The sequence below is a fragment of the Burkholderia sp. Tr-20390 genome (genome assembly GCF_017104595.1).
Classification (GTDB): Bacteria; Pseudomonadota; Gammaproteobacteria; order Burkholderiales; family Burkholderiaceae; genus Burkholderia.
Genome location: NZ_JAAGPC010000001.1, coordinates 39100 through 60382, shown reverse-complemented (window position 1 = coordinate 60382; position 21283 = coordinate 39100). Strand labels below are relative to the sequence as shown.

At 58.8% G+C, this 21283-nt stretch carries 21 protein-coding genes; all 21 read right to left on the bottom strand.

Annotation, left to right across the window (positions count from 1 at the left end; genetic code table 11):
- Positions 1-36: 36 nt before the first annotated feature.
- Positions 37-489: a hypothetical protein gene (locus G3N98_RS00330; RefSeq protein WP_206146750.1), complete on the bottom strand. Its 453-nt coding sequence runs from the start codon at positions 487-489 to the stop codon at positions 37-39.
- 62 nt (positions 490-551) lie between these two features.
- On the bottom strand, positions 552-908 hold the full coding sequence (locus G3N98_RS00325; protein WP_206146749.1) for a hypothetical protein: 357 nt from the start codon (positions 906-908) through the stop codon (positions 552-554).
- Positions 909-1393: 485 nt separating this feature from the next.
- The gene (locus G3N98_RS00320) at positions 1394-1612 is read right to left on the bottom strand and encodes a transcriptional regulator (protein WP_206146748.1); all 219 of its coding nucleotides are present in this window, start codon (positions 1610-1612) and stop codon (positions 1394-1396) included.
- Between the two features lie 168 nt (positions 1613-1780).
- A complete protein-coding gene (locus G3N98_RS00315) occupies positions 1781-2923 on the bottom strand; it encodes a hypothetical protein (RefSeq protein ID WP_206146747.1) in 1143 nt (380 codons plus the stop codon).
- Between the two features lie 83 nt (positions 2924-3006).
- Positions 3007-3861, bottom strand: a complete 855-nt coding sequence (locus G3N98_RS00310) for a hypothetical protein (protein WP_206146746.1) — start codon at positions 3859-3861, stop codon at positions 3007-3009.
- A 74-nt stretch (positions 3862-3935) separates the two neighbouring features.
- The gene (locus G3N98_RS00305; RefSeq protein ID WP_241025636.1) at positions 3936-5036 is read right to left on the bottom strand and encodes a hypothetical protein; all 1101 of its coding nucleotides are present in this window, start codon (positions 5034-5036) and stop codon (positions 3936-3938) included.
- A 179-nt stretch (positions 5037-5215) separates the two neighbouring features.
- Positions 5216-6607, bottom strand: a complete 1392-nt coding sequence (locus tag G3N98_RS00300; RefSeq protein ID WP_206146745.1) for a hypothetical protein — start codon at positions 6605-6607, stop codon at positions 5216-5218.
- A gap of 211 nt (positions 6608-6818) precedes the next feature.
- Entirely contained in the window at positions 6819-7268 is a 450-nt protein-coding gene (locus G3N98_RS00295; protein ID WP_206146744.1) for a hypothetical protein, read from the bottom strand.
- Between the two features lie 171 nt (positions 7269-7439).
- Positions 7440-7844: a hypothetical protein gene (locus G3N98_RS00290; protein WP_206146743.1), complete on the bottom strand. Its 405-nt coding sequence runs from the start codon at positions 7842-7844 to the stop codon at positions 7440-7442.
- 21 nt (positions 7845-7865) lie between these two features.
- Entirely contained in the window at positions 7866-9416 is a 1551-nt protein-coding gene (locus G3N98_RS00285) for a DNA topoisomerase (RefSeq protein WP_206146742.1), read from the bottom strand.
- A 35-nt stretch (positions 9417-9451) separates the two neighbouring features.
- Positions 9452-10291, bottom strand: coding sequence for a hypothetical protein (locus tag G3N98_RS00280; protein ID WP_241025635.1), 840 nt, complete (start codon positions 10289-10291; stop codon positions 9452-9454).
- A gap of 123 nt (positions 10292-10414) precedes the next feature.
- On the bottom strand, positions 10415-10639 hold the full coding sequence (locus G3N98_RS00275; protein ID WP_206146740.1) for a hypothetical protein: 225 nt from the start codon (positions 10637-10639) through the stop codon (positions 10415-10417).
- 27 nt (positions 10640-10666) lie between these two features.
- Positions 10667-11221 carry a hypothetical protein gene (locus tag G3N98_RS00270; protein ID WP_206146739.1) on the bottom strand — a complete coding sequence of 185 codons (555 nt, stop codon included), beginning with the start codon at positions 11219-11221 and terminating at the stop codon, positions 10667-10669.
- The gene (locus G3N98_RS00265; protein ID WP_206146738.1) at positions 11218-12000 is read right to left on the bottom strand and encodes a hypothetical protein; all 783 of its coding nucleotides are present in this window, start codon (positions 11998-12000) and stop codon (positions 11218-11220) included. The genes G3N98_RS00270 and G3N98_RS00265 overlap by 4 nt, the downstream gene beginning before the upstream one ends.
- Entirely contained in the window at positions 11997-12839 is an 843-nt protein-coding gene (locus G3N98_RS00260; RefSeq protein WP_206146737.1) for a DsbC family protein, read from the bottom strand. The genes G3N98_RS00265 and G3N98_RS00260 overlap by 4 nt, the downstream gene beginning before the upstream one ends.
- Entirely contained in the window at positions 12836-13294 is a 459-nt protein-coding gene (locus tag G3N98_RS00255; RefSeq protein ID WP_206146736.1) for a transglycosylase SLT domain-containing protein, read from the bottom strand. The genes G3N98_RS00260 and G3N98_RS00255 overlap by 4 nt, the downstream gene beginning before the upstream one ends.
- 108 nt (positions 13295-13402) lie before the next feature.
- Positions 13403-13753, bottom strand: coding sequence for an XRE family transcriptional regulator (locus G3N98_RS00245; protein ID WP_206146734.1), 351 nt, complete (start codon positions 13751-13753; stop codon positions 13403-13405).
- The gene (locus G3N98_RS00240) at positions 13750-14307 is read right to left on the bottom strand and encodes a hypothetical protein (RefSeq protein WP_206146733.1); all 558 of its coding nucleotides are present in this window, start codon (positions 14305-14307) and stop codon (positions 13750-13752) included. Before G3N98_RS00240 ends, G3N98_RS00245 begins: the two co-directional genes overlap by 4 nt.
- A gap of 4 nt (positions 14308-14311) precedes the next feature.
- Positions 14312-14671, bottom strand: coding sequence for a hypothetical protein (locus tag G3N98_RS00235; RefSeq protein WP_206146732.1), 360 nt, complete (start codon positions 14669-14671; stop codon positions 14312-14314).
- A 90-nt stretch (positions 14672-14761) separates the two neighbouring features.
- Positions 14762-18166, bottom strand: coding sequence for a hypothetical protein (locus G3N98_RS00230; RefSeq protein ID WP_241025634.1), 3405 nt, complete (start codon positions 18164-18166; stop codon positions 14762-14764).
- A gap of 12 nt (positions 18167-18178) precedes the next feature.
- On the bottom strand, positions 18179-21280 hold the full coding sequence (locus G3N98_RS00225; protein ID WP_206146731.1) for an IcmB protein: 3102 nt from the start codon (positions 21278-21280) through the stop codon (positions 18179-18181).
- Positions 21281-21283 lie beyond the last annotated feature (3 nt).

Sequence of the window (21283 nt, the reverse complement as noted above, 5' to 3'; positions counted from 1 at the left end):
TTCATCGACTCAATGTAAATGCCGGTCATCGAAAATCTAGCAAAGTGCCGACAGAGTCGGCATGCTATCAAGCTCAAGCACTTCGACGCCTCCATCACCATCATGCGTCGCGATGAACTCGAACATCTCTTCGGTAACTCGCAATTTGTCGCCGTCACCCATGAACTTCAAGAATGCCTCGCCCAAGGACGGCTTCGGCGCAAAAAATTCGCGCACTCGCTCCGCCACAACGCCATCAGGAACTGATGCGAGACCGGTTTGTTCGAAGCGGTACGTTTCCTGAGGCGTACCAAGGTAAAAGCGTTCGACAAATGAAAGATTCATCGAGAGGTCCAGCACCGAGTCACGAAAGATCGAGTCTTTCATGTAAATTTGACTGAGGTAGATTAATCGCGCCTCCTCGGCCGATTGTGCTTCGACGATGTAACCGAACGATCTCGAGATCGGCTCATCTGACGAGCAAACTAGAAATTTATGCATCCCTGTCATCGCTCTTTCCCCTCGGGTTGTAATCAAGACTCCAATATCCTTCGACTCATTGATGCCTAGCGTCAGACATCCCCGCGCATGGCTTCGGCCACCTTGTCCATGAGACCCGCGCGCATCGCAAGATGCAGAACCGCCCGCGTATAAGCCTGCACATTCGTTCCCGCCTCGGTGACCTGCGCCTTGATGAACCGGTTCATGGATTCCGGAACCCCGATTACAACCTGAACAAGCTGGTCGAGCGGGTCGATGTTGCTATCACCAGCCCGCCCACGCCTGCGTGGCTGTGCCGCCGCAACTGCCTCGCCCACCAACTCGTCGAGGTTAAGCTCGTGAGCAATGACGGACGTGTCACCCTCGTACGCCGGCACAGCCGATCGTAGGAGGGCATCGAGCGCCGCCTTGTCGACTAGGACCTTCATCAGATCTTCCCGGTTCTGTCACCGCCTGCGAGGTGAGCGCGCATGACCTCCACGACCTTCTTGTTCGACGATTTGAGTTTCTTCACCCACGTCTCTACGAACACGAGATCACTATTCGGGTAAGTCGTTGCACGGTAGGTCGACCGAAACCCTGAACCGTTAGGCGGCAACTCAACCTTCCAAACAGTCTGGTTTTCCGATTCGGAAAGCTTCGTTACGATCGGCGGTAGTTTTCGTCTTCTCATAGTTAGTCACAGATGTCAGTTGCAGGTCCATCCTTTGCCAGCATTAGCAGGAGGCAAAGCCGCTCGAAATAATGCGTTGGGCCAGCTGGCGGGCTCGGACCTCGTATACCGCGCGGTATCCGCGCAGTTCTGCATCGCTGCGAGCCAACGCCCGGCGGACCAAGTACAAGCAGTAAGCATCATCGCTCATGTCATATCCTCATTGAGTATATGCTCATTTTATATACTCAGTGAGTATAGTCAAGGCTTTTGTTCGAGGTGGCTAAGAATCTCCCGGATAAACTTCCACGCCATGTCCGGCATAGCCCGATGTTCCGCCGAACTCGACGGCAGCAACCAGTTATCAAGCGCCCGCTTCTTTGCACCAATGCGCTCGGCGAACTCCTCACGCGTCATCCCAAGCACGTCCATGGCATGCCGCAGAAAGTCCTGTTGTCCTTGCGGAAGATCCTTCTTCACGCGCCCCCCCAAAATATACTCATCGAGTATCTTAGGACAAAGCGCGACCAGAGTCGATCTCCGGCTGCTGATCGGCTGCTGCGTGCCATTCTTCAGTGCCCGAGAGACGAAAAAAAAGCCGCGCATCCCTCATGAGGATGCGCGGCGATCCGAACGCACGTCGGCTGATTACATATCCGGTGACGGAGACTCGCCCCACCGCGACGGAAAGCTGCGACCGTTGATATCAGGGTGGAGCTTTCCGTCGGTCTGGGCCATCCCTCGCTCGCCCGCGTCAGCTGTCGACGTCAATGCTGGATCTTCCCGCAGCGCGCGAATCGCGTCCGCCCATGCCTCATTCTCGGCTGCGAAGTTCGCCTCACTGGCTTCGATACCAGACCACCCCGGCTGGGTGATCGTCCACCACCAACGCCCACGCAGCGCTTCGTCTGGGTAGTCCTCTGCTCCAAATTCCACGCGGAACCCTGCAGCCTGCGCATCTGCGATATCGATGGCCGGGACCTCCATCCTCTCCGGATTCCCACTACGCGCCAAAGCGCCCTCGAGAGCCTCTACAGTAGACGGAATGTCCGTGGCGTCGCGCGGATCAACTCGCTTCTCCAGCACACATTGAACTGCATTCATGAATCCGCCGACCCCACCGACGACCTTGGCCTGAAGCCGCAACACTCCGTCGCTCAGAACGTTGGCCTCGAGAAAATCGGCAGTGTTCTGGTATCGCTTCACATAGAAGCCTCCGCCCACGTCATCCCACACCCCCGGAAGACGAGCGAGCACCGATTCTTTGGACGTGGTCCCCGGAATTGCCAGCCGAGCTGAAGCACCAAGGTCCAGTGCACGACGAGCGTGCGGCGCCGGCATGGCGCTTGTTGCCGACCAGCTATCAGCAAGGAACTCTTCTGTCATGACCTCTCGGACCTCGTCTTCGAGATCCGGACGCATGTTCGTGATGTACGAAGCCAGTTCAGCCCGCGTTACGCCATCGACGTTCTCTTTCGCGATGCCATCGAGCACGCGGAAGACATCGTCTTTCCTGAGAGAAGCAACCGAGTCCGCCGACATCTTGATGTACTTTTCGAGTATCGCATCGTCGTGGCTCTGTCGATCTTGAGTTGGATAGCCATCCGGAGCGTTGCGAGCGACGTCGACAGCAGCCCTAAATGCGTCGCCATCGGCACTGTCGAGGCGCCCCATGCCTTCCAACCTAGATTGCACGTGCCGGACACGCTCGACGCTTACATCCTCCCCGAGTTCTGTCAGCGCGCCAGCAATGGCCTCATCGGAAATATGTGATTTATTAGGTTTACTCATTATTGAAACTTCTTGATTTTCTGAGCGATGCCGCCAGAGCTACCCCTCAGGGTGCTCGAGCGGCTTTATTGAGCTTTCTGATGTCAAATGCCGAGGCTGGGCGACTGATCCGGCTTCGCCACAGGTGGTCCACCCAGTCGAGTGGCCTTCTTCACGGCGTCGGCAACTGAGAGATGCGCGAAATCTGGGTATTCGAAATCCGCTCCCGCGAGGTCGAGGAGTGCCCCCGAGAATTTTTGATCGCTATCGTACAGATTCGACACTCGCTCCACACCGGCGTACTGCTTCAGCACGTTCCGTGCGACCTCGCGTATCCAATCACGGCTCGCGCCCCGAGCTGCCTCTTGGGACTCAATTGCATCCCGCAAAACCTCTGCCGATCTCCACGCCGTCATGTACTCTTTGCCCGGCTCGACACAACGAAGCTTCACACTCTCGCCGTCGATCTCGACTGGATTAGCATCGAACTGCACCGCGTGTCCGTTATACCCATCTTCAAGCATCACGACCGGCGCGCCAGCCACGTTGCCCGTCGCAATGCCGATTGCGGGAAGCTCCTGAACCGGCTTGATCCCAATCGCGGCGAACGCGCGGTCATATGCCTTCAGTTCATGCTCCCAGTATGCGCGATCATCAACATCCGGCGGCTGTACAACGCTCCAGTCGCGAGCAATTGCGAGCCCTTCGCGCCACGCGGAGTGATGTGTACGGAAGTCGTCCGGGATCGCACTCGGCGAGTAGGCGGCGAACGCCTCGTCATACGCACGAATCTCGCGTTCCCAGTAGCTCTTATCGTCCAGATCCGGCGGGACCACACGTGCGCGGTCGCGGGCGATGATCAACGCTTCTCGCCAAGAGCCGAAATGCGAAACGAAGTCATCATCCGTTTGCGCGGCCGATGTGGGCGTGCGCTGCGGGTCATTCGTCGCTTGCGTCATGAATGTTCTCCTATCGTTGCGGTGGCTCGCCCACCAATTAGCCTGACTTGTCTTGAATCCTGCAATACGCTTCGTTACATCTCGAACGACGGTGTCGACGTATTCACGTGCTGCTCGACACTATCCAGCGACGCAGGATTGACTGTCGGCGAGAATGAGATGTCCCAGTCCTCTATCCGCGTTCGATTGTGGTTGGGCGCATGGCTCGTCCGGTGCTTCTGGACGTGTTCGATCGCCGCACCCGGCGATACGCCGCACATCGTTGCGATCAAGCGCGCCGCATCCTTGAAGACCCACTTCTGGATATTCGTCAGCTGATGCCCCTGCCAGTGGTCCGCAAGGAAGATGTGCCCCCAGCCATTCGGATCGCTCGACGCCGCCGCGATATCGTCGATCGACTGCATCGACATCAGCCGATCGAATCCGTCATCGTCATCCTCAGCACTGGGAACGAAGAAGAAGCGTCCCATTGCCGAACGCTTAGCCAAGAGGATCATGTCTCGTGTCATGCCGGATTCGACGGGCATATCCGCCCCCGCGCTCCACTCGATAGCGGTGCCATGTCGATCGAAACCGATGACCTCACCGTCTCGATATGACGGAGTTTCGCCTCCTCCTATCATGGCCGCCGCCCATTTCGGGAGCCGCTCGAGCTCGAGCAGGTCGTATGCTTTCGGATCGGCGCACACCTTGTGCTCAATAAACAGTGAAGCTGCCAGATCCTTTTGCTGATCTACAGTTGCGTTCGCCCACTGGCCGCGATCCGCCACCTGAGCTGCAGTCAATTTTTCGTTTGCGATATCGACGACAATGCGGCAATTGGCTTCTGCCCGACCGTCGTTGTTCCACGACCACGCGTGCTGCCACTCGCCAACTAACCAACGCGATTTCGATTGCACTCGAATGCCGTCCGGCCCATAGGTATCGATCTCGACTCCGGTTCTCGGTTCTGGCACGACATCTCGAAACGTTGTCGGCGTGGCGTCAACTCGATTCCGAGCTTCGTCGACAGCACGGCGGACCACGTCTGCGCGCTCGCCAGCCTGCAACGAGGCAGATTCGATCAACGCGCGAACTTGCTCGACACGACTCGCCTTCGGGTCTTCTCCGAGCGCCACAAGCGCTTCGAGCACTTCGTCGCTTGCAAGAGCGCTTTTGGTCTGGCGTACGTCCATAGTAGGGATCCTCCGAGGAGTGTTGGTTTGGAAAGCATCTTTGGTAGCTCGGTACGGCGCCGTAGCTGTAAACCGACGCCCTTCACAACGCACCAAGCAGCAGCCGATGGCAGAAAAAAAGCCGCCCGGGGGAGGCGGCTTTAAATTCCGTTCCGGGGAACGGAAGGCACGAGACGTGTTTATTGCATCTCGAGGTCGACGGCATCGACCGAGGCCGCCAGCTCGCCGTCGACGTTGCTCAGCGCATCCGGATCGAATGCTTCGCCCGTCGTGTCGACCAGCTCGGAGGCCGCCGTGCTGACGCGCTCGCGCGAGGCTTCAGCCGTGGCCTTGTGGTCGTTCGCGGTGTCGAGCGTGTACAGCGACTGCTTCGTCGGGAACAGATCGGCCGGGGCGGCCTTCACGAAGTAGAGATAATCACCCGCGCCGACCTTGCTCGTGATGTACGTGTCGAAGTAGAACTTCAGGTGATCACGCTGCTTGCGGACTTCCTTGCCGTCTTCGATCGTCGGGATGAATTGCGTGCCGCGATACTGGTGCAGCGGATGCTTCTCGTTCTGCGCCTGCTTGAGGAAGCTCGCCTTCGTTGCCGGACCGGCGGAGATCCGCTCGCCCGGGATCACTTCGGCGGTGACCGCGCCGCTGCGCACGTTGTCGACGATCATGTTCAGGTCGGCACGCATGTGCTCGTTCTCGACCTTGCTGTAGTCCGGGTAGCCCGGCTGGTCCGACAGGCCGTAGAGGACCGCACGCATGATCATCGCATCCCGGTCGACGTTTTCCGGGTTCATGATGTGCTTGAGCGTTTCGTCGGCCGCTGCCGGACGATAGACTTTCTTGTCGATGCCGGCGTCGTGGTCGCGAATCGAATCTTCGACCACGGCCGCGCCGACGCGCATTTCGGGCAGATCGGTGATCACGTTGCCACCGTCGCCGACGAGGCGCATCAGCACGAACGGCTTGCGCACGGAGTTGTCCTCGCCGCGATTCGAGAACGACTCGAGCAGGAAGTCCTGCGCGTTATCGGCGTTGAGAATGACCGCAGCTTCCGGCTTGATGACGTCCGCGTACACGAACGACGAAATGACGCGTTCCTTGTTTTCGCGGTCGCGGATTTCACCGACTGCGATGTTCGCGCGCACCTTCTGGCACGCAACGCCCGGGCCGCTTTCGAACGTTTCGACCCAGTGCGCCTTGAGCAGGCCGTCTTCGGCCGGCAACACTTTCGTGAACATCAGCAGGCCGCCCTTGGCGCAGTAGACCTTGCTCTTCTCGTTGCCGATTTCCGACGGGCGCGGACGATGCTTCTCGCCCGTGCCGACGTATTGGCTCTCGATGCGAGCCCGAGCTGCGTCGAGCAGTTCGCCGTTGCGCGCGTTGGCGAGCGCGCCTTCGTCCACGGTCATCATGCGGATGCGAACCGGCTCGTTGGTGTCGACGACCATGCCGTGGAAGACGGCCGGCTTGTCCGGTTCGTTCACGATCCGGTCGAGCCGGATGACCACATTCTTCGGCACTTCCTTGCGCTTCTTCTTGGCTGCGCCGTTCGCGCTCAGTGCGTTCAGTTGCATGACTTGCTCCTAAGAATCGTCGATCAGACAGAATCGACCGCCCTCCGCATTCATTCACTGAACGCACTAGCGATCTAGGTGCATTTTTAGCATGCAGCAGACACACAAGCAAAAATAAATAGCTTATTTTGGCCTTTTTATGTTGTTTTGATCAACACTCGCACAAATAACATATTTGTTTTTAGCTCCAATTGTGCGCAGCGATCTTAACTTATTCGGGCCTACGGGCCTCGACCGCAACCATCTGGACCGTAATCAACCGCTCGTGGCCGAGATCTTTTACCCATTCACCAAAGTTCTCGAAGAGAGGACCGAAGTCGACTGACTCGACGGTCGGCCCCATGACTTCATTGCGCAGGAAGTCTGAAAATGCCAGCGCGACCACTTCGTCCCAGCCCGGCTTATTCGTTACAACTGATGCCAAGCGATACCCCGATGACGCACGCTCGCTCCGCTCCAGACTGAGCGTGGCAAAATCCACAGCAAAGTCCGAGACAAACTCGCCCGTCATCCACAGCAGCGCGCCCAATCCACCGTCGGGCGCCGCCAGTTCCTCGGCGTCGAGGCTCTCGCCGTCCCGAAGCAACTTCCCACCCCGGGCTTCGTAGTCATTTGCCACCTTGCGCGCGATTCGCGAAAGTCCGTCGATGAACGTGTTCATAGTGCGTCCGTTGAATAAGTTTCATGTTTTATTTTATATCACTTTGGCGCACGTTTACCCCGAAGCAAGCGAATAACTGACGTTTTTGAGATGTCGTGACCAAATAGTAACTGTCGGTTGATAAAAAAAGCCCGGCTCACGCCGGGCTATCTCTCTGGGAACGAAACCGCGTCAATCGTGCGGCAGCGCTGATTTGACCGCCTCCCGTCCCGCGAGAATTCGGTCGGTAGCCTCCCTGCCTGCCCGCTCGAGGAGTTCCACTACCGTGATCTGCTGCTCGATCCCGGCGCGCAGCGCTCGCGCGATCGTCAGGACGTCCACACGCTTGTTGACCATCTCGAGCCACGCCACGGACAGGGCCTCGGCAAACGCCGGCTCGAGGTCCCGAAGCCACGATTCGACGGCCCCAAGCGTGCGCGGTTGGAGCTCGCTGTGAATCAGCTTCGGCAGTTCGTTCTCTCCATGAATGTCGAAGTAGCCAAGGCCGGTGTCGTCGACAAGCCCAAGCTTCAGGCCGCCCATGACGGAATCGCGCATCTCAACAATGTCACCGGGAGTAAGTCGTTCGATGGTCATATCGTCTTCTCAAGTAGTCTTTCAAAACGGCTCCGGCACTGACTCGTCCAAGGCCGCCGTTGTCTGTGCTGCCGTGGTCGCACGCTTGATCTGGTCCAGCAATCCATGCTGCCGCAGCACTTCGCGCACTCGCTCGTGGGGATCTAGCATAGGCGACTCAATCGCCCGCTCCATTTGACTCGAAGTCTCCGGTTTGAAGCCGAGCGCCGCTGCGTGAGCGAGCCAACGCTCGCCACGATGATTCAGCCGGAACCCGAGACCGCCCTCCTCAATCAACCCGCGCTGGAGGAACTTCGAGACGTGTGCGACGGCCGTGCTCGGCTTCCCGAGCTCCGCGTTCGCCATGTATTGCAGCAACGCTACGGGGCGAGGCACGGGCGAGTATCCGGCGCGGCGCTCGACGTACTTCCAAGGTCGCTTGGGGCGCGCGAGGTCACGCTCAAACATCAGAATCTGATCATCGGCGATCGCTTTCACGCGCCGTTGTTTGACGGTCTGGCCACACGCGACGACATTTCGAGCAACCAACACCGCTAGCGCCTCTGGGTTATCCAGCACTCCCATCGGCCGCCCGAGCAGTAAATCGTCGTGTACCGGCCGAGGACATTCGTGCGCGCGTCGAGCATCGTCGGCCGTACTCCGCAACGGAAGCCGCCCCGAATCAAAAACGCAACCGTTGTGCGACGCGATAGCTGCAGCGATCTCGACGGCGTCGGCTGTGTACGCACCAGCGCGCACGCGAGGATAACTTACAAGACCGCGCTCGTAGGCCTCTTGAAACACCATCGCTGCGTCGTCAATGCCGATGTGCAGCCGGAGTGCGGCCTCTGCAACGATGTCCTCGTAACCCCAAGGGCTGGCGCATGGAGCATCCAGTTCCACGGCTTCGAGAAGCCTCACCTTCGCTTTGGCCGCAAGCCTCTCGATCTCCATCGCACGATCGAGATCTTCATCGGTCGAGATTGGGATCGCCGCCCAATAGACTGCCCCATCGCTCAGCTTGAGAGGTACGTGGTACTGCCCGATGACAGGAGGTTCGACATTGAGGCTAGCGAGCAGCGAGCTCTGCACGCGTCCGACTGGTATCGTCGCGGATCCGTCTACTTGCGTGAACGCGGCGCCAATAGCGCGGTCCACGATTCTCCGACAGATTCCATGCCACGCAGGCACATCGAAATCACGCGACAGTGGTCCACCGAAAGACTCTTTCAGCTCCACCTCCGTGATTGCTCGCAATCGGACCCGACAGAGCCTGTCACGGAAATCTGAGAGATACCGCGCGACATCATGCGCGATGACGTCGCCTTCGTGGTCGTCATCGGTCGCAATGAAGATACGGTCGGCGTTGAATGCTGCTCGCTGGATCTTTTCGAGCAGAGCCAGACGATCTTCACGAAAATCGTAGGCAGTCTCGCGAAGATCTGAATCGAGGCAAATCGGATTGAGCGAACGAGGGTTGTCCGCCACATGCCCGACAGTCGCAATCACTTCGGCGGAGAAGCCGATTGCCTTGAGCGAGGAACGCAGGGAATCGATTTTCCCTGCGGCCTCGACAATCACCAGATTGCGCACGCTACCTCCCAACGGGCACGCCTATACGCGCCCCGTCACTCTCCGCTGGCAGCCTTGCCGCGCTGAGCCTTCGGCGCCGGGATCAGCGGCTTCTTCTTCACGAGCAGATGGAGGTCACGCAGCATTTCATTCACCATCTGCGTCGGCGTGCGTCGGTGCATGCGCCCACCCTGCGACGCTGCCGCCTCTTCCTCCACAAAGGCCATGACGTCCGGATCCAGCGTAACGCGACCTTGGGTCCGGGTGCGCTTGCGCGTCCGGTCGAAGATCCCGAGTTCCAGCGCTCGCTCGCGAATGCGGTTGTACTCGTGATCCTTCACATCGTTGTTGTTTCGAAGCTCATCCTTCGCTTCACCGATGGTCTTTCCGCTATTGACCAGCGAGACGAAGATCAACGCCAGTTGCGTATCGCGATGCAGCCGAACCAGTCGGTTATAAGCGGCCTCGATCCGCCGGGAATGAATCTTCCGGTGCCTTTGAACGTCAGAGATCTCGAACTCGACCGTCTTCGCCTGCGTCTGGTCGTTGATCGTCACCTCGATCGCAGGTTTGTCGCCGTCCCCTTCTTTGATCCACTCGTTACGCGGCAAGAACTCGAGCAAGCCACCCTTGTTTCGAATCTTCAGACCGAACATCTTGACAACGAACACGAAGTCGCGCTCAGCGATTCGCGCTCCGGGGCCAATCCGCTCGTCCGCAAGGCTGCGGAGGAACTCCAACGACGCGCGAACCGGCGTCGTCATACGGTCGACGACATAGTCGACGTCAATCATGAGCCGCGCCAATGCGTACACGGAATCTTCGGACGTCGCGTCGAGAAACGGATATGACTTCGCCGCATGGTTGATCATGGCCCGCAGCTGGACTTCATCCAAGTCCCGGTGCTTACTGATAGGAGTTGGCATCGATTTCGCATCACACTGATATTTGTTTTTGCATTCTACATGATACGAAACGATTTGTGATGTTCTGCATGAGGTCGCGTATACCAGCAAATTTCACGTAAAAATTCGCAAAATTTCGGCATCGAGGTGTGCGACTGCTTGTCGCGGATCTTTTCCGCCAGCTATCGCCGCGTCCAAAATCCGTTCAAGGCCCCGACACGTCTCTGGCAGCTTCCAGTCAGGCAAGTCAACTTTCGCGTGGATTTCGCGCGCCCGCCGCTCGATCGGCCCTCGCTCCCATTCAATTTCGAGGTCGACCGACAGGAGGGTCAGTTGCACGGGTACGAAGGGATCCATCACGAGTCGCTACCGAACCCAGCGCGCGCTCCGGCGCAGCTGCTTCTCATTGATTTTTCCGGTCCAGTTCGGTGCTTCGCTGGCCGATAGCGCGGGAGAGAACATCTGCATTGCGAACACCCCGGGCCGGTTGAGAATGTTGGTCGCCGGGTCGAGGTTGCTGTAGCGAAGGAATGCAGCGAGCATCGTCTGCTGATTCCGCAAGAGCCTCGACGGCTCATCGGGTGCCCTGACAAGCGCAGCAAACGGGATCCGGCCGACCGAGCCGGCGCTCGGTCGCAGGTCGATGTCGACGAGTTGCAGTGTCTGGACGATGCCCCCAAACACAAACCCCAGCCCGTGCCCTACCGCGTCGGCGATGTCCCTCTCTGCCAGTGGCAACCCCACCCCGATCTGCGGCAGATAGGCGCCATAGGCAATGGAGAGCTCCCCCTCGCCTTCTTTGATCCACCGATCGAGCAACGTGCGGGCCTGCTCGCGGATGAGCTGGAGCTCTGCGACGGACAACAGGACGTCGCCCGAAGGCAGGGAATGCTTGAGGAAGAAAGCGCCGCGCGCGGTCAAGGCTTGACCCCAACCAGACAGCCGGTATTGGCCTTGCCCGGATCGAGCCCCATGGCCTTGAGCGTTTCGAGCGTCACGCTCTGACCTTGGAGAATCCCGGCCTGAGGATTCACTGCGGCGCCGAGCGGCTGCTTCAGTGCCCCGGCGATCATTGCATTCATTCGCGCCTGCGCGTCCGGGCCCGACAGCGCTGCGGAAATCGGATCCTCAGGCGGGCGCGTCTTCGCATAGATTCCGTAGCCGGCCATCGCTGCAGCCACCAGCATGACCGCCGCGAAAGCCAAGCGCCCCGGACTCACCCAGCGGCGCACGCCCGCCCCGACTGCGGTCGGATCCACGCCGAGAGCCGAACGGGCCGCTGCAGCTTGCGCGCCGACGACATACTGCATACCGCCGGCAATCTGCTGCTCATGCAACTTGCCGATCGCATCGAAGACAGCGCTCTGGTAGCCTTCCTGCAGCGCGTCGGTGATATCCGCGATCGTGCGTTCCCGCTCGGCCGCGCCGGTTGCCAAATTGAGGCTCACACGCGAGACCAGTGCGCGGTTGTCGCCGGAGCTTTCGCCAGCGATGACATACACATCGAAGCCCCCTTCGTTTTCGTTGACGACTTCGATCGAGGTCTGCTCGAGCTCGGTACACGACAGCTTCGCGATCTGCGACCGGACACGCACGCCTTCGGGCAGGGTCCAGCCCGACGTGTTCAGGCGCACGGTCAGCGACAGCCCCGCTACCCCTTGCAGGGGAAGAATATCGAACTTTGCCAGTGCGATCGTCATTTGCTCATGTCCTTGAAAATGCGAGCCAACAGCTCGCGATTGTCGAGACTTCCGACCATCTGAGGCGCGCCGTCCGGGGTTTGGAAAAACGCCACCGGAACGCCCGGCGCGCCAGCGCCTTTATTGTTGTCGAACGCCGCCCAGAAATACTCTTCGTTGTCCCGGATCGCGTCGCGGGTCGACTGCTCGATTTTCGCCGGCTGGCGGAAGCCGCCGCTTTCGACACGACCCATCGCCTCGATCGGATTGGGTGACTGGAGGATATCGGCGACCATCGCCTCACCCATTTGATCCCGCCCCAACACCGTCGTCGGAATCCACTTGATGGAGCCACCGCTCCGAACGAAATCGCGCGTGTCGCGGAAAACGTTCTTGCAGTGCGGGCATCGCGGATCGAAGAGGATGTAGATCGTCCTTTCGACGCTACCCTTCCCCTCCTTTACACCGCGCAACTTCGCGACGGCCGCAATCGGCGTCGAAGCGCCTGCAGCCGTCGCTCGCTGAAACGCGCCCGCCGTATCCGTCGACTGCGCGACCGCCGGTTTGATCATGCTCGGCGCGAGGAATGCGTCGGACAGATTGGCACCCGACTTTGCGTCCCACAGCACACCGGACATCAGCACCTTGTTGTCAGCTGTCGTGTACAGAACGGTCTGGGCCCCATTGCGCTCGACGCTCCATGCGTTCAGGCCGCCGGGACCCTTCCGGTACTCCAGCACCTTGAACTTGTTCGTCGTGAAAAATGCAGGAAGCTCGACACCCTGCGGAACCGACACCCCTTCCGCAAGTGCGTGCGTGGCGACGAGAGCCGCCACCAGCGTCATCAGTTTCTTTCTCAACGTTCGAATCCCTTTACTCGGTAATGCTCTCGAAGGTAGGCCGCCCATTGCCTCGCGAGCGGGATGATTTTTTGCTGATAGACCGCGTTGAATCGCGGCGTGCGCGAGTGGTAGTTCGCGACACATGTCCAGTACGACTGTCCGCAACCGACAAGCTGACGACGCAGGAGGTACGCCGCCATCGCGTAGTTGAAGCAGCCGTCGAAGCGGAGGTAGTGGATCGCCGTCTCGGGCGGCACGCCGTAGCGCGCGAGGTCATTCACGTGGATGGTATTGATGCCGGCCCTGCCGAGATCGAATGTCCCATTGCCGTTACGAATCGCGCTACCTTCTTCCCCGGCCTCGTGCTGTCCAATCGCGAGAAGGACGTCCGCCGGCACTTGATAGCGCACGGCGGACTGCAGTACACACTCGATCGTGGCGGGTCGATACTGCTCGACGTCGTAGTAGTTCACGTCGCAAGCCACTTGCGGTAGAGATCCACGACCTCGCCCCCGAAGGGCGTCACATCGATCTCGCTAGCACTACGAAACAGCATGAGACCGTACACCTCGGCCATCTGGCTAAGCGGCGTACTGAGCCGCATCCTCACCGGCGGGTTGGCGTCCCGACAGCGATTGATCGCCGTCTCGACTTCGTGTAGCGAGAGAATCATGGTCACCACCCTTCGCAAAATTCTTGAAGAAAAACGCCCTCATCAGCAGCCCCCGATATTGATCGCAGGTCCGCTGGTCCGGATTCGGCGTACTTTCCATGCGTGAAACGAGGGTGCGCGAGATGCCCCATTCGATCGCCAACTGCTCTTGCGTGATGTCCAGCACCGACGAACGGATTGCGGCAAGGTCCTTGCCCGTCAAGCAATCCCCGCCGAACCGGCGCAACACCAATTCGGCCTTGCAATCCAGCTCGATCATACGAACCATGCTCCTGTTTTGATCCAGACTCTTAGTGAACCGGGCACGAACAACCTGTTCTCACGCAACTGCCAGTAGCGGTAACTCGAAATCACCCCTCTCAAGAAAAGCAGCACGGCGACCATCATTGCCGTGAAGAACAATGAACTCTTGAGACATAGCGCAACGACGGACAGCGCAATGCAGAGCGCCGACAGGCCGAAGTACAGTCGACTCGTTCGCTGAAGCTGCCGCATGCGTGAATCGCGGAACTCGACATCGTTCAGAACCGCATGTGCTGACTCGCGCAGGACACTCATCGCTTCCGCATTCGATTCGTCGGCGACAAATTCAAAGTGCTCACACCGATTACAGCCGAGCGCATCGAACCGCCTGCCGTCCACGACCTCGTAGAACGCATAGAGAGTTCCCCTCCGGCACGCGGGGCACCCTCGCTTTGTCGCGTTATCCCAGTTGTGCCGCACCGCCTTCCATCCAGCTGCAACATGCTGGTAGCCGGCGATATAGGACACCTCGCGTACCGCGAAGCGACGAGCGCGCTGGAAGAGCCCCATCTGTTCAGGCTCGACGATTGAATTGTTCGATTGCTTCGAGTACAGCCTCGTGCGAGCACAACAGCGCTTCGCCATCGACCGTCAGGGTCTGCTCGTCAAAGTCGAGCAGCACGTCGAACACCGTGTGCGTGTCGCTGCCTTCGGTGGAAGTAGCAACGTCTCGCTCGGTAATGGTGAGCTGCAGCTGGTTCTCGCTCAGGTCGACCGACGCGATCGCCTCGACCGTCGATGCGTGCCCGACTGACCACGCTTCGCGCTTGCCGAAAATGGCATCGTCATCTCCCCAGCACCATGCGCGCACCGCATCATTCGTAAATCGAGATCCGTATTCGGCGAGGAAGCCCGCCGCATCCGTGACATTCATATCAACACCTCGTAGCGATGTGCCGATTATAGTGCTTTTCGGCACATCATCCACAATTCGATTCAAAGAAATATTTCTTTTTGAATCGCTCTACAGCCAGTTCGGCGGATTCGCGTCAGCTGCGCTTTCCAGATCCTCAATCGTGGCATCCCAGTCTTCCAGCGTCGCAGCTCCGGGTGTAACACCCTCGACGTAGCTGGTCACACGCTCGAGTTCCTGCACGCCGCGCTGGGCGGCGGCCTTGTTCTCGAGCGAGTCTCGAGACGTACCAAGCGCAATGCGTGTTGTCTCGATCGCGTCCGCCAAGTACGACTGGATCTCGTTCGGCTCCTCGGCCTGCCCCAAGACGCGGAATGTCAGTGCGCTAACACGCGTCTGCGGCTCTTCGGTACCGGATACCCCGGCAGCGTCGCCGGCCGTATCTGCCCCCTGCTCAACACTCCGGCCGAAGTCATACCCGTCGAGGAAATCGGTGACCTGCGTTTTCGGGTCAAGCGGGCCCGTCACCGTCGGCGTATCGGCCGCAATCGGAATCGGCTTCAACGCCATACCCATACCGCCCGCTGAGCCGCCGCTAGAAGTACCACCCTCGCGTCCGCCCTCGGCCTCACCCGTCTCGGAGTCACCAGCGCCACCGCCCGCCGGTTTTCCAGCTTGATCTGCCCCGCCCACGTCGAGCGAGAACGGATCCATGTCCGGCTCTAGCGAGATCGGCTCAAGGCCCAGAAGAGAGGCAGCTCCAGTCGATCCACCAATATCGACCGGCATCTCGAACGACGGGTCCATCTCGAACGCCGGCTCTTCGGGACCCTCGCCAACGAGGACAGCCACGTCTCCGCTGTCCTCTTCTGCCGAGACTGTCGAGATCACCGCCGCAGCCGCAATTGCACCGCTTGCAAGCAACTCGCTATCGGCTGTTGCCGGGACTGATGCAAGCGCTGCCGCGCCCGCAACGACCTTCATCTCTTGATCGTCGCAAACAAACGCAACGCGCCAAGCCTCAGGAAGCGACAGGCTGTGCTTCTCCTTGGCCTCCCGCATGAACATGCTCATCTTGTAGAACGGCTGCTTCGCCGGCAGCATAGCCTCCGGCTGATTCGGGAACGCCTTAGCGAGCGAACCGTCGGCCATCATCTTGCCGAGCAGCTTCTCGAGCTGATCCAGCCGCTCGAGGTCCTGCTCACCATAGCCTGCCTTGGGCGGCTCCACCTTCAGGAAGTGATTGATTCGAATCTCAGCAGGCGCCTCGTCCACTTGCGTGAAGAAAGTCCGTGCGCGAATCACCCGGACGCCGCCGGACGACTGCGAGTTCTTCTTGCCAATCAGGAAAGTGAACTCGCCGTTCTCTTGCTGCGCGAGATCGTCGTACTCGAGCCGCTTCACGCGGTTGACACGTGCGTCCATGTTCGTGGACCACTTGAACATGCTGTTGGCGTTATGCTCCTTCGCACCATTTTCGTAGACAAGCGTCTCACCAGCCACCCCCCGGATGCGATCCCAAGTCTCCGACTTCTCGCCTGACGTGATCTTTCCGACGCAACGAACGTTGGTGTTTTCCCACGTCGCATCAGCCTCTTCTTTCGATGCCTTTTGCAGGCTGGAGAAGTCCTGCGCCGCGAACGTGATGCAGTTGTGCGTGACGATATCGTGGTCCGTCATGTAGCAATGCAACTCGTCATCGACAACCAGACACCGTGCGGGCTGGCTCCCCATAAGCGCGATCTCCGACACCACTTCCCAGCTCAGCTCGTCGCCGCCCGCGATCGACAGCTCGACCGTCGCCCCCGACTTGACCAACACCTCAATTTCTTGCGTTGTCAGTACTCGGAGCTGTTGGTACATCACGCGCACCGGCCAGTGATGCACGCGAGCCGCATCCACTGTACGACCACTTTCCAGCGTAAGCCGGGAGATCGGCAGCTCCTCATAGTCCAGCACTTGCCCGACTCGAACAGTCGTACCGTCCGGGGAGAGAATCTGATCGCCAACCCGCATCTCGGACATTCTTCGTGTCGATCCGTCGGCCATGCGCACCATCGCGTGCAACGGCTGCGGGAAACCGAGTGATCTGGCCTGCGCCGGGGCTACAGCAAATCCCAAAACAGCGTAGTAGCCGTACTCGTCAAGTACGACGTAGAACGGTACAGCGGCGTTAGTCGGACGCGCCTTCACGATCTCGCGAACCGATCCCTCGACGCGATTCCCCAGACAGCCGGCCATCATCTGCTTGATGGCACCAACAATCAGCTTCCCGAGCATCTTTAGCGAATCGGGCGCACGTTCGAGTGCCGGCAACAGCACTGCCAGAATTCGACGATTGATGACGACGTCGTACATATCGACCTCGCCGAGCAACGTCTGGAAAATATATCCGTACGTAAAGCTAAGGTCGCCGAACAAACGCGTCAGCTGCATCGTGATGAAGCCATGCTGCTCGAGCGTCTTCTGCTCCTGCTTGCCCTTCTTATCTTGCGTGTAACCCGGCAAGGTCAGAATGAAGGCCTTCAGCGGCTCAAGGACCTTGTCGAAAAGCGGATCCTTGATCTGAATTTCCTTACCATCGATCGTGATCTTCTTGTCCCATACGATCTGCTCGATCACCGGCAGCTCGAAGTACTCGATGAACTTGTTCGAGTCGAGCAAGATGTACCCGCGATCGCGCAGAAAGCAAAGAACACGGGTCAGGCCTGCGACAAACGCAATAGCACGCCCCTTCCACATATCCCCGCCACCACCAGAGTCGTCCATCAGCGAGATGATCAGCTCGATCAACATCCCCGAGGAACCCAGTGCGAACGGATTCATCGTGTTGGTCGTACGATCGACCTGCTTGTCGAGAAAGTCGCGCCCGGAAGTGAGGAAGTTGATCAGCAGCAGGTCGCATTCGCGCCCGAGGTAGCGAGCAAGCCTGAAGACATTGTTCCAGAGCGCAACATCGCCCTTACCATCGGTATAAATGAAACCGGAATTCTGGATCAGCGCATTGAAAACCAAGCCGAGCAACAGCTCCGTCTTACCACTACCGGTCGTACCCAGAACAAGCATGTGTGTTCTGAGGTCCGAATCCGAGCTCCAGATCTCGAGCTTCGACGATATCTCCTTGCCGAGGTACGTGATCCCGTTCCCCAACCTTGGAATCGCGTACGACCCATCGAACCGCTTCGCTGAAAACGGTACGCGGTAGGGAAAGTCATAGATGCGAAACTTCCCGGCGATACGACTCGTACCGGGAATCTTGCGTTTGGGATCGTTGTGGCCCGGGTTGACGTAAAGCTGATAGAACAGCCATGACGCAACGACGACGATCTCGCCGGACATCGGCACGAGCACGGTCAACAGCGCAATGCCCTGCAACCAGAGCATCGCTGAGACGACACCGTCAGTCGACGAAAAATAGGTCCGCGCCTTCGTGAGAAGTGGACGTGTATCCGGCCGGATCTGGGAGCTCTCCAGCTCCTCAGATCGATCGACACCGCGCTGTTTGGTTTCCGCCATCGCTCCGCGTCCTTAGTTCAGCGCTTCTTCGGCAACCTGAGCGGCCTGCCTTTTCCATTTCGCGATGAGGCGCTTAGCCGTCGATTCAATGACGGTATTCTCCGCATCCTCCTCGATGAAGCTCGCCCCACGCTCTTCCTTTGTCCGGGCTTTCTCGGCGTCGATGAATTTCTTGCAGCTGCCACTAGGAAACTCAGCCTTCAGAACTGCCCGAGCCTGCGGCCCCGGCATTTCGTCGTAGAGCAGCGATCTCAACTTTCGGTCCTCGCCTGTAGTCGACAACCCCCAAAGTTCAATACCGCCGCTGGAAGCCGTAAAGAGCTGTGACATCTCTCCGCCTTTGGTCTTGATTTTCGCCAAGAAGGTCGCGCCAACGCCCGGCTCCGGGCCGTTGACGTACGCTTTGAGAGCGCCCACCTCGACTGACGACAGGCCGAAGATGTCCGCGATTTTCTTCCGCGTCTGCTCATTGCCCTGATCGAGGATGATCACGCTTGTCGCGATTTGTGCGAGCTCCCGGAAGTCGTCCGGCAGCTGGCTCGCGAGCATGATCTCGAGTAGCCACTTACGCGACTCTCGCCCGAAGATCAGGAATGCTTCGCGCAGATTCGGGTTGTCACCGGTCTTGTGATACTCGTCGACAAACAGCCGTTTGAAGTCCTCCGCAAGCTGCTCGGCGCGGGTTGCGTGATACCGTCGATACAGGGGCGGCATGTTCGGGTCATCAAGGTCTTCCCTGATGATTGAGATGCGGCGCATGATCACGTTCAGCGCGACCATGTACATCAACGATGCCTTCTTCTTCGCGCCGTCGCTACCGGTCTGAACAACGTCCTGAAGGTCGATGGCCAGAATGCGCGACTCGCCCAAATCGAATTTGGTGACACCACGGAACAGCGGGAAGTCACCGATGGCGGTTTTAATCAGGAGGTTGAACTCGGCGACGACACTCGCGACGTTGGCATTCTCTGCGCTTGTAGCAAATTCAGATGCGAGCCTCGGATCGGCTGCCGCCTCGACGATTGTGCTCAGCGTAGGCACTGCGTAGCGCTGCGCGATCGACGCTTCATACACCATGCCGAGCTCGAACAGCTTATCGACGATGTCCCACCAAGTCGTGACGTCTTCCGTGTACTCGATCCCCGCATCATCGATGCGCTTGCGCAATTCACGATTGAGGTTCGGTACAAACTTCGTTGGTTGGCCGCGATCGTCCTGATCCGACAGTTTTCGATATGCGAGATCGATCACGCGGCCGGCAAAATCGTCCATGTAATCGTGCGGCTTGCCCCGGTTTGCAGGTGTGGCGAGGGCAACGAGAAAGTTCTTCATCTGCTCGCGCTCGCGTGCAAGCGGAAAGCGCATGCCGAGCTGCGTGTCGAACTGGTTGATCCCGTAGTCCTCGCGATTCTGCAGGCGCACGTAGACCGCAAGGTGCTTCATGTGGTCCGGCAAAGAATCTTTCACGAGCGAGATGAAGCCAGTGGACGAAATGCCGATATCGATGACACCGATATACGGGAGTCGCTTCAGGCCCGGCAGCAGACTCATCTCGAGGTTCAGGCGATTCGCCAACACCGACTTGCCGTTACCCGGACCGCCAAAGAGCAGAGTCAGCCACGTGTTTTGCTCCGACGAGAAGATCTCGTAGGGCAGCGCTTTCCCGTCCAGCGAGCGAAAGAGGCTCGTTCCTTTCAGGAAGGGGCTGCCGGGACGCGTCAGCGGCAACATATAGGCAACGTCATGGAGCGGCGGCGCTGCAGCCGGTGCCACCGACTGAAGCGTTACACCCGGTGCCGCGCCAGCCAGCACCGCGAGCGCATCTCCTCGCTCCTCTTGCGGGACAACGTTCCCCCAACCCTCAAAGGCACGAACCATCTTGGATCGACGGATCATGAGTTGCCGGTCGTCGCCGTGGTCCGCCCACGTAACCATCGTCACCTGAAATTTCACGACAGACTGGTTGTTGTTTTCGCGATATCGCTCGAGCACTCGCGCAGACGACGACAAGTTTCTATTGTCTGAGGACAGTCGCCCGAGGAGTGTGGCGAAGATCTTGCGGAGCAAGATCGTCGACAGCCCATCACCTTCGATGTTGAAGCTGATCGACCACGGAACGGAACTGACCTTCCCATTTTCGTCGGTCGTCGTTGCCTTGTTCATCGCGCGAAACAACTCCGCGAACGGCTTGGGTCGATTCGGACCCAGCTTCATCACTACGGGCGAAAACACCCTACCGCCGATACGAACAGCGCTGGTATCTGTAAGGCCACCTACCTTCTTGCGGTTGCCGTTGACGGCTGGTGCGTTGAATAGCTGATCGTCCAGCCGAGGATAGAGAAGTTCGCTGGCGTCGTGAAGTTTGCGGTTGTTTTTCCACCGCACCATCACGGGGTCGCCGACCAACACCGGTTTCCACGAGATCGGTGTCGTCTTGTAGAAGTACCGCTTCATTTCGCAGAATGCGTCATGAATCGGCATCACGCTGACCGAGCAGCGCAGTCGGCGCATGTCGTCGACAACCTTTTCGACGAAAGACTCGTGTCGATCAATCAGAAAGCGATTTGGTCGGAAGATGTCCTGTGCGCTCCTCAGACCCGGCGTCTTGTATCGCGTCGCAAACTCGCGAGCCTCTTCTCGACCGATTTTTACTTCGGTCGGATCGAGCACCGTCTGGCGCGTCCAGAGGACGAAGTACACCTTTTCGTCCATACACAAGCGGCGATGCACTTCACGCTTCTCGTCGAGAATGTCGGAGATGTTCATGTGCAACGTCTCCGCCGTTTCGTACATCGGCTGGAGATAGCGCATCACCTCATCGTCGGGATCCTCTTCGCGCATGAAAACCACCTGCATCTGGTGGCCACGATTCGAAAAGAAGTGCTCCATGCTGTTCGCGAGCTCGTCGGCCATGCCCTTGAACTCGCTTTTTCCCAACAGGGAGCGAAATCCGTCATAGCGGAGGACCGTCCCCATGGATCCGTCTCGAGCGACTAGCGCATTGCCATGCGTTGTCTCGAGATCGCAATAATCATTGATGTGGAACTTCAGCAGGCCCATCAACGACGATGCAACCGAATCCAGTGTTTCCGCAAATGCGGCGCGCATTCCCATGTG

Coding starts and splice junctions, on each gene's coding strand:
- G3N98_RS00330 (WP_206146750.1), bottom strand. CDS start 489: ATGACAGGGATGCATAAATTTCTAGTTTGCTCGTCAGATGAGCCGATC.
- G3N98_RS00325 (WP_206146749.1), bottom strand. CDS start 908: ATGAAGGTCCTAGTCGACAAGGCGGCGCTCGATGCCCTCCTACGATCG.
- G3N98_RS00315 (WP_206146747.1), bottom strand. CDS start 2,923: ATGAGTAAACCTAATAAATCACATATTTCCGATGAGGCCATTGCTGGC.
- G3N98_RS00310 (WP_206146746.1), bottom strand. CDS start 3,861: ATGACGCAAGCGACGAATGACCCGCAGCGCACGCCCACATCGGCCGCG.
- G3N98_RS00305 (WP_241025636.1), bottom strand. CDS start 5,036: ATGGACGTACGCCAGACCAAAAGCGCTCTTGCAAGCGACGAAGTGCTC.
- G3N98_RS00300 (WP_206146745.1), bottom strand. CDS start 6,607: ATGCAACTGAACGCACTGAGCGCGAACGGCGCAGCCAAGAAGAAGCGC.
- G3N98_RS00295 (WP_206146744.1), bottom strand. CDS start 7,268: ATGAACACGTTCATCGACGGACTTTCGCGAATCGCGCGCAAGGTGGCA.
- G3N98_RS00290 (WP_206146743.1), bottom strand. CDS start 7,844: ATGACCATCGAACGACTTACTCCCGGTGACATTGTTGAGATGCGCGAT.
- G3N98_RS00265 (WP_206146738.1), bottom strand. CDS start 12,000: ATGACGATCGCACTGGCAAAGTTCGATATTCTTCCCCTGCAAGGGGTA.
- G3N98_RS00245 (WP_206146734.1), bottom strand. CDS start 13,753: ATGATCGAGCTGGATTGCAAGGCCGAATTGGTGTTGCGCCGGTTCGGC.
- G3N98_RS00240 (WP_206146733.1), bottom strand. CDS start 14,307: ATGGGGCTCTTCCAGCGCGCTCGTCGCTTCGCGGTACGCGAGGTGTCC.
- G3N98_RS00235 (WP_206146732.1), bottom strand. CDS start 14,671: ATGAATGTCACGGATGCGGCGGGCTTCCTCGCCGAATACGGATCTCGA.
- G3N98_RS00230 (WP_241025634.1), bottom strand. CDS start 18,166: ATGGCGGAAACCAAACAGCGCGGTGTCGATCGATCTGAGGAGCTGGAG.
- G3N98_RS00225 (WP_206146731.1), bottom strand. CDS start 21,280: ATGGGAATGCGCGCCGCATTTGCGGAAACACTGGATTCGGTTGCATCG.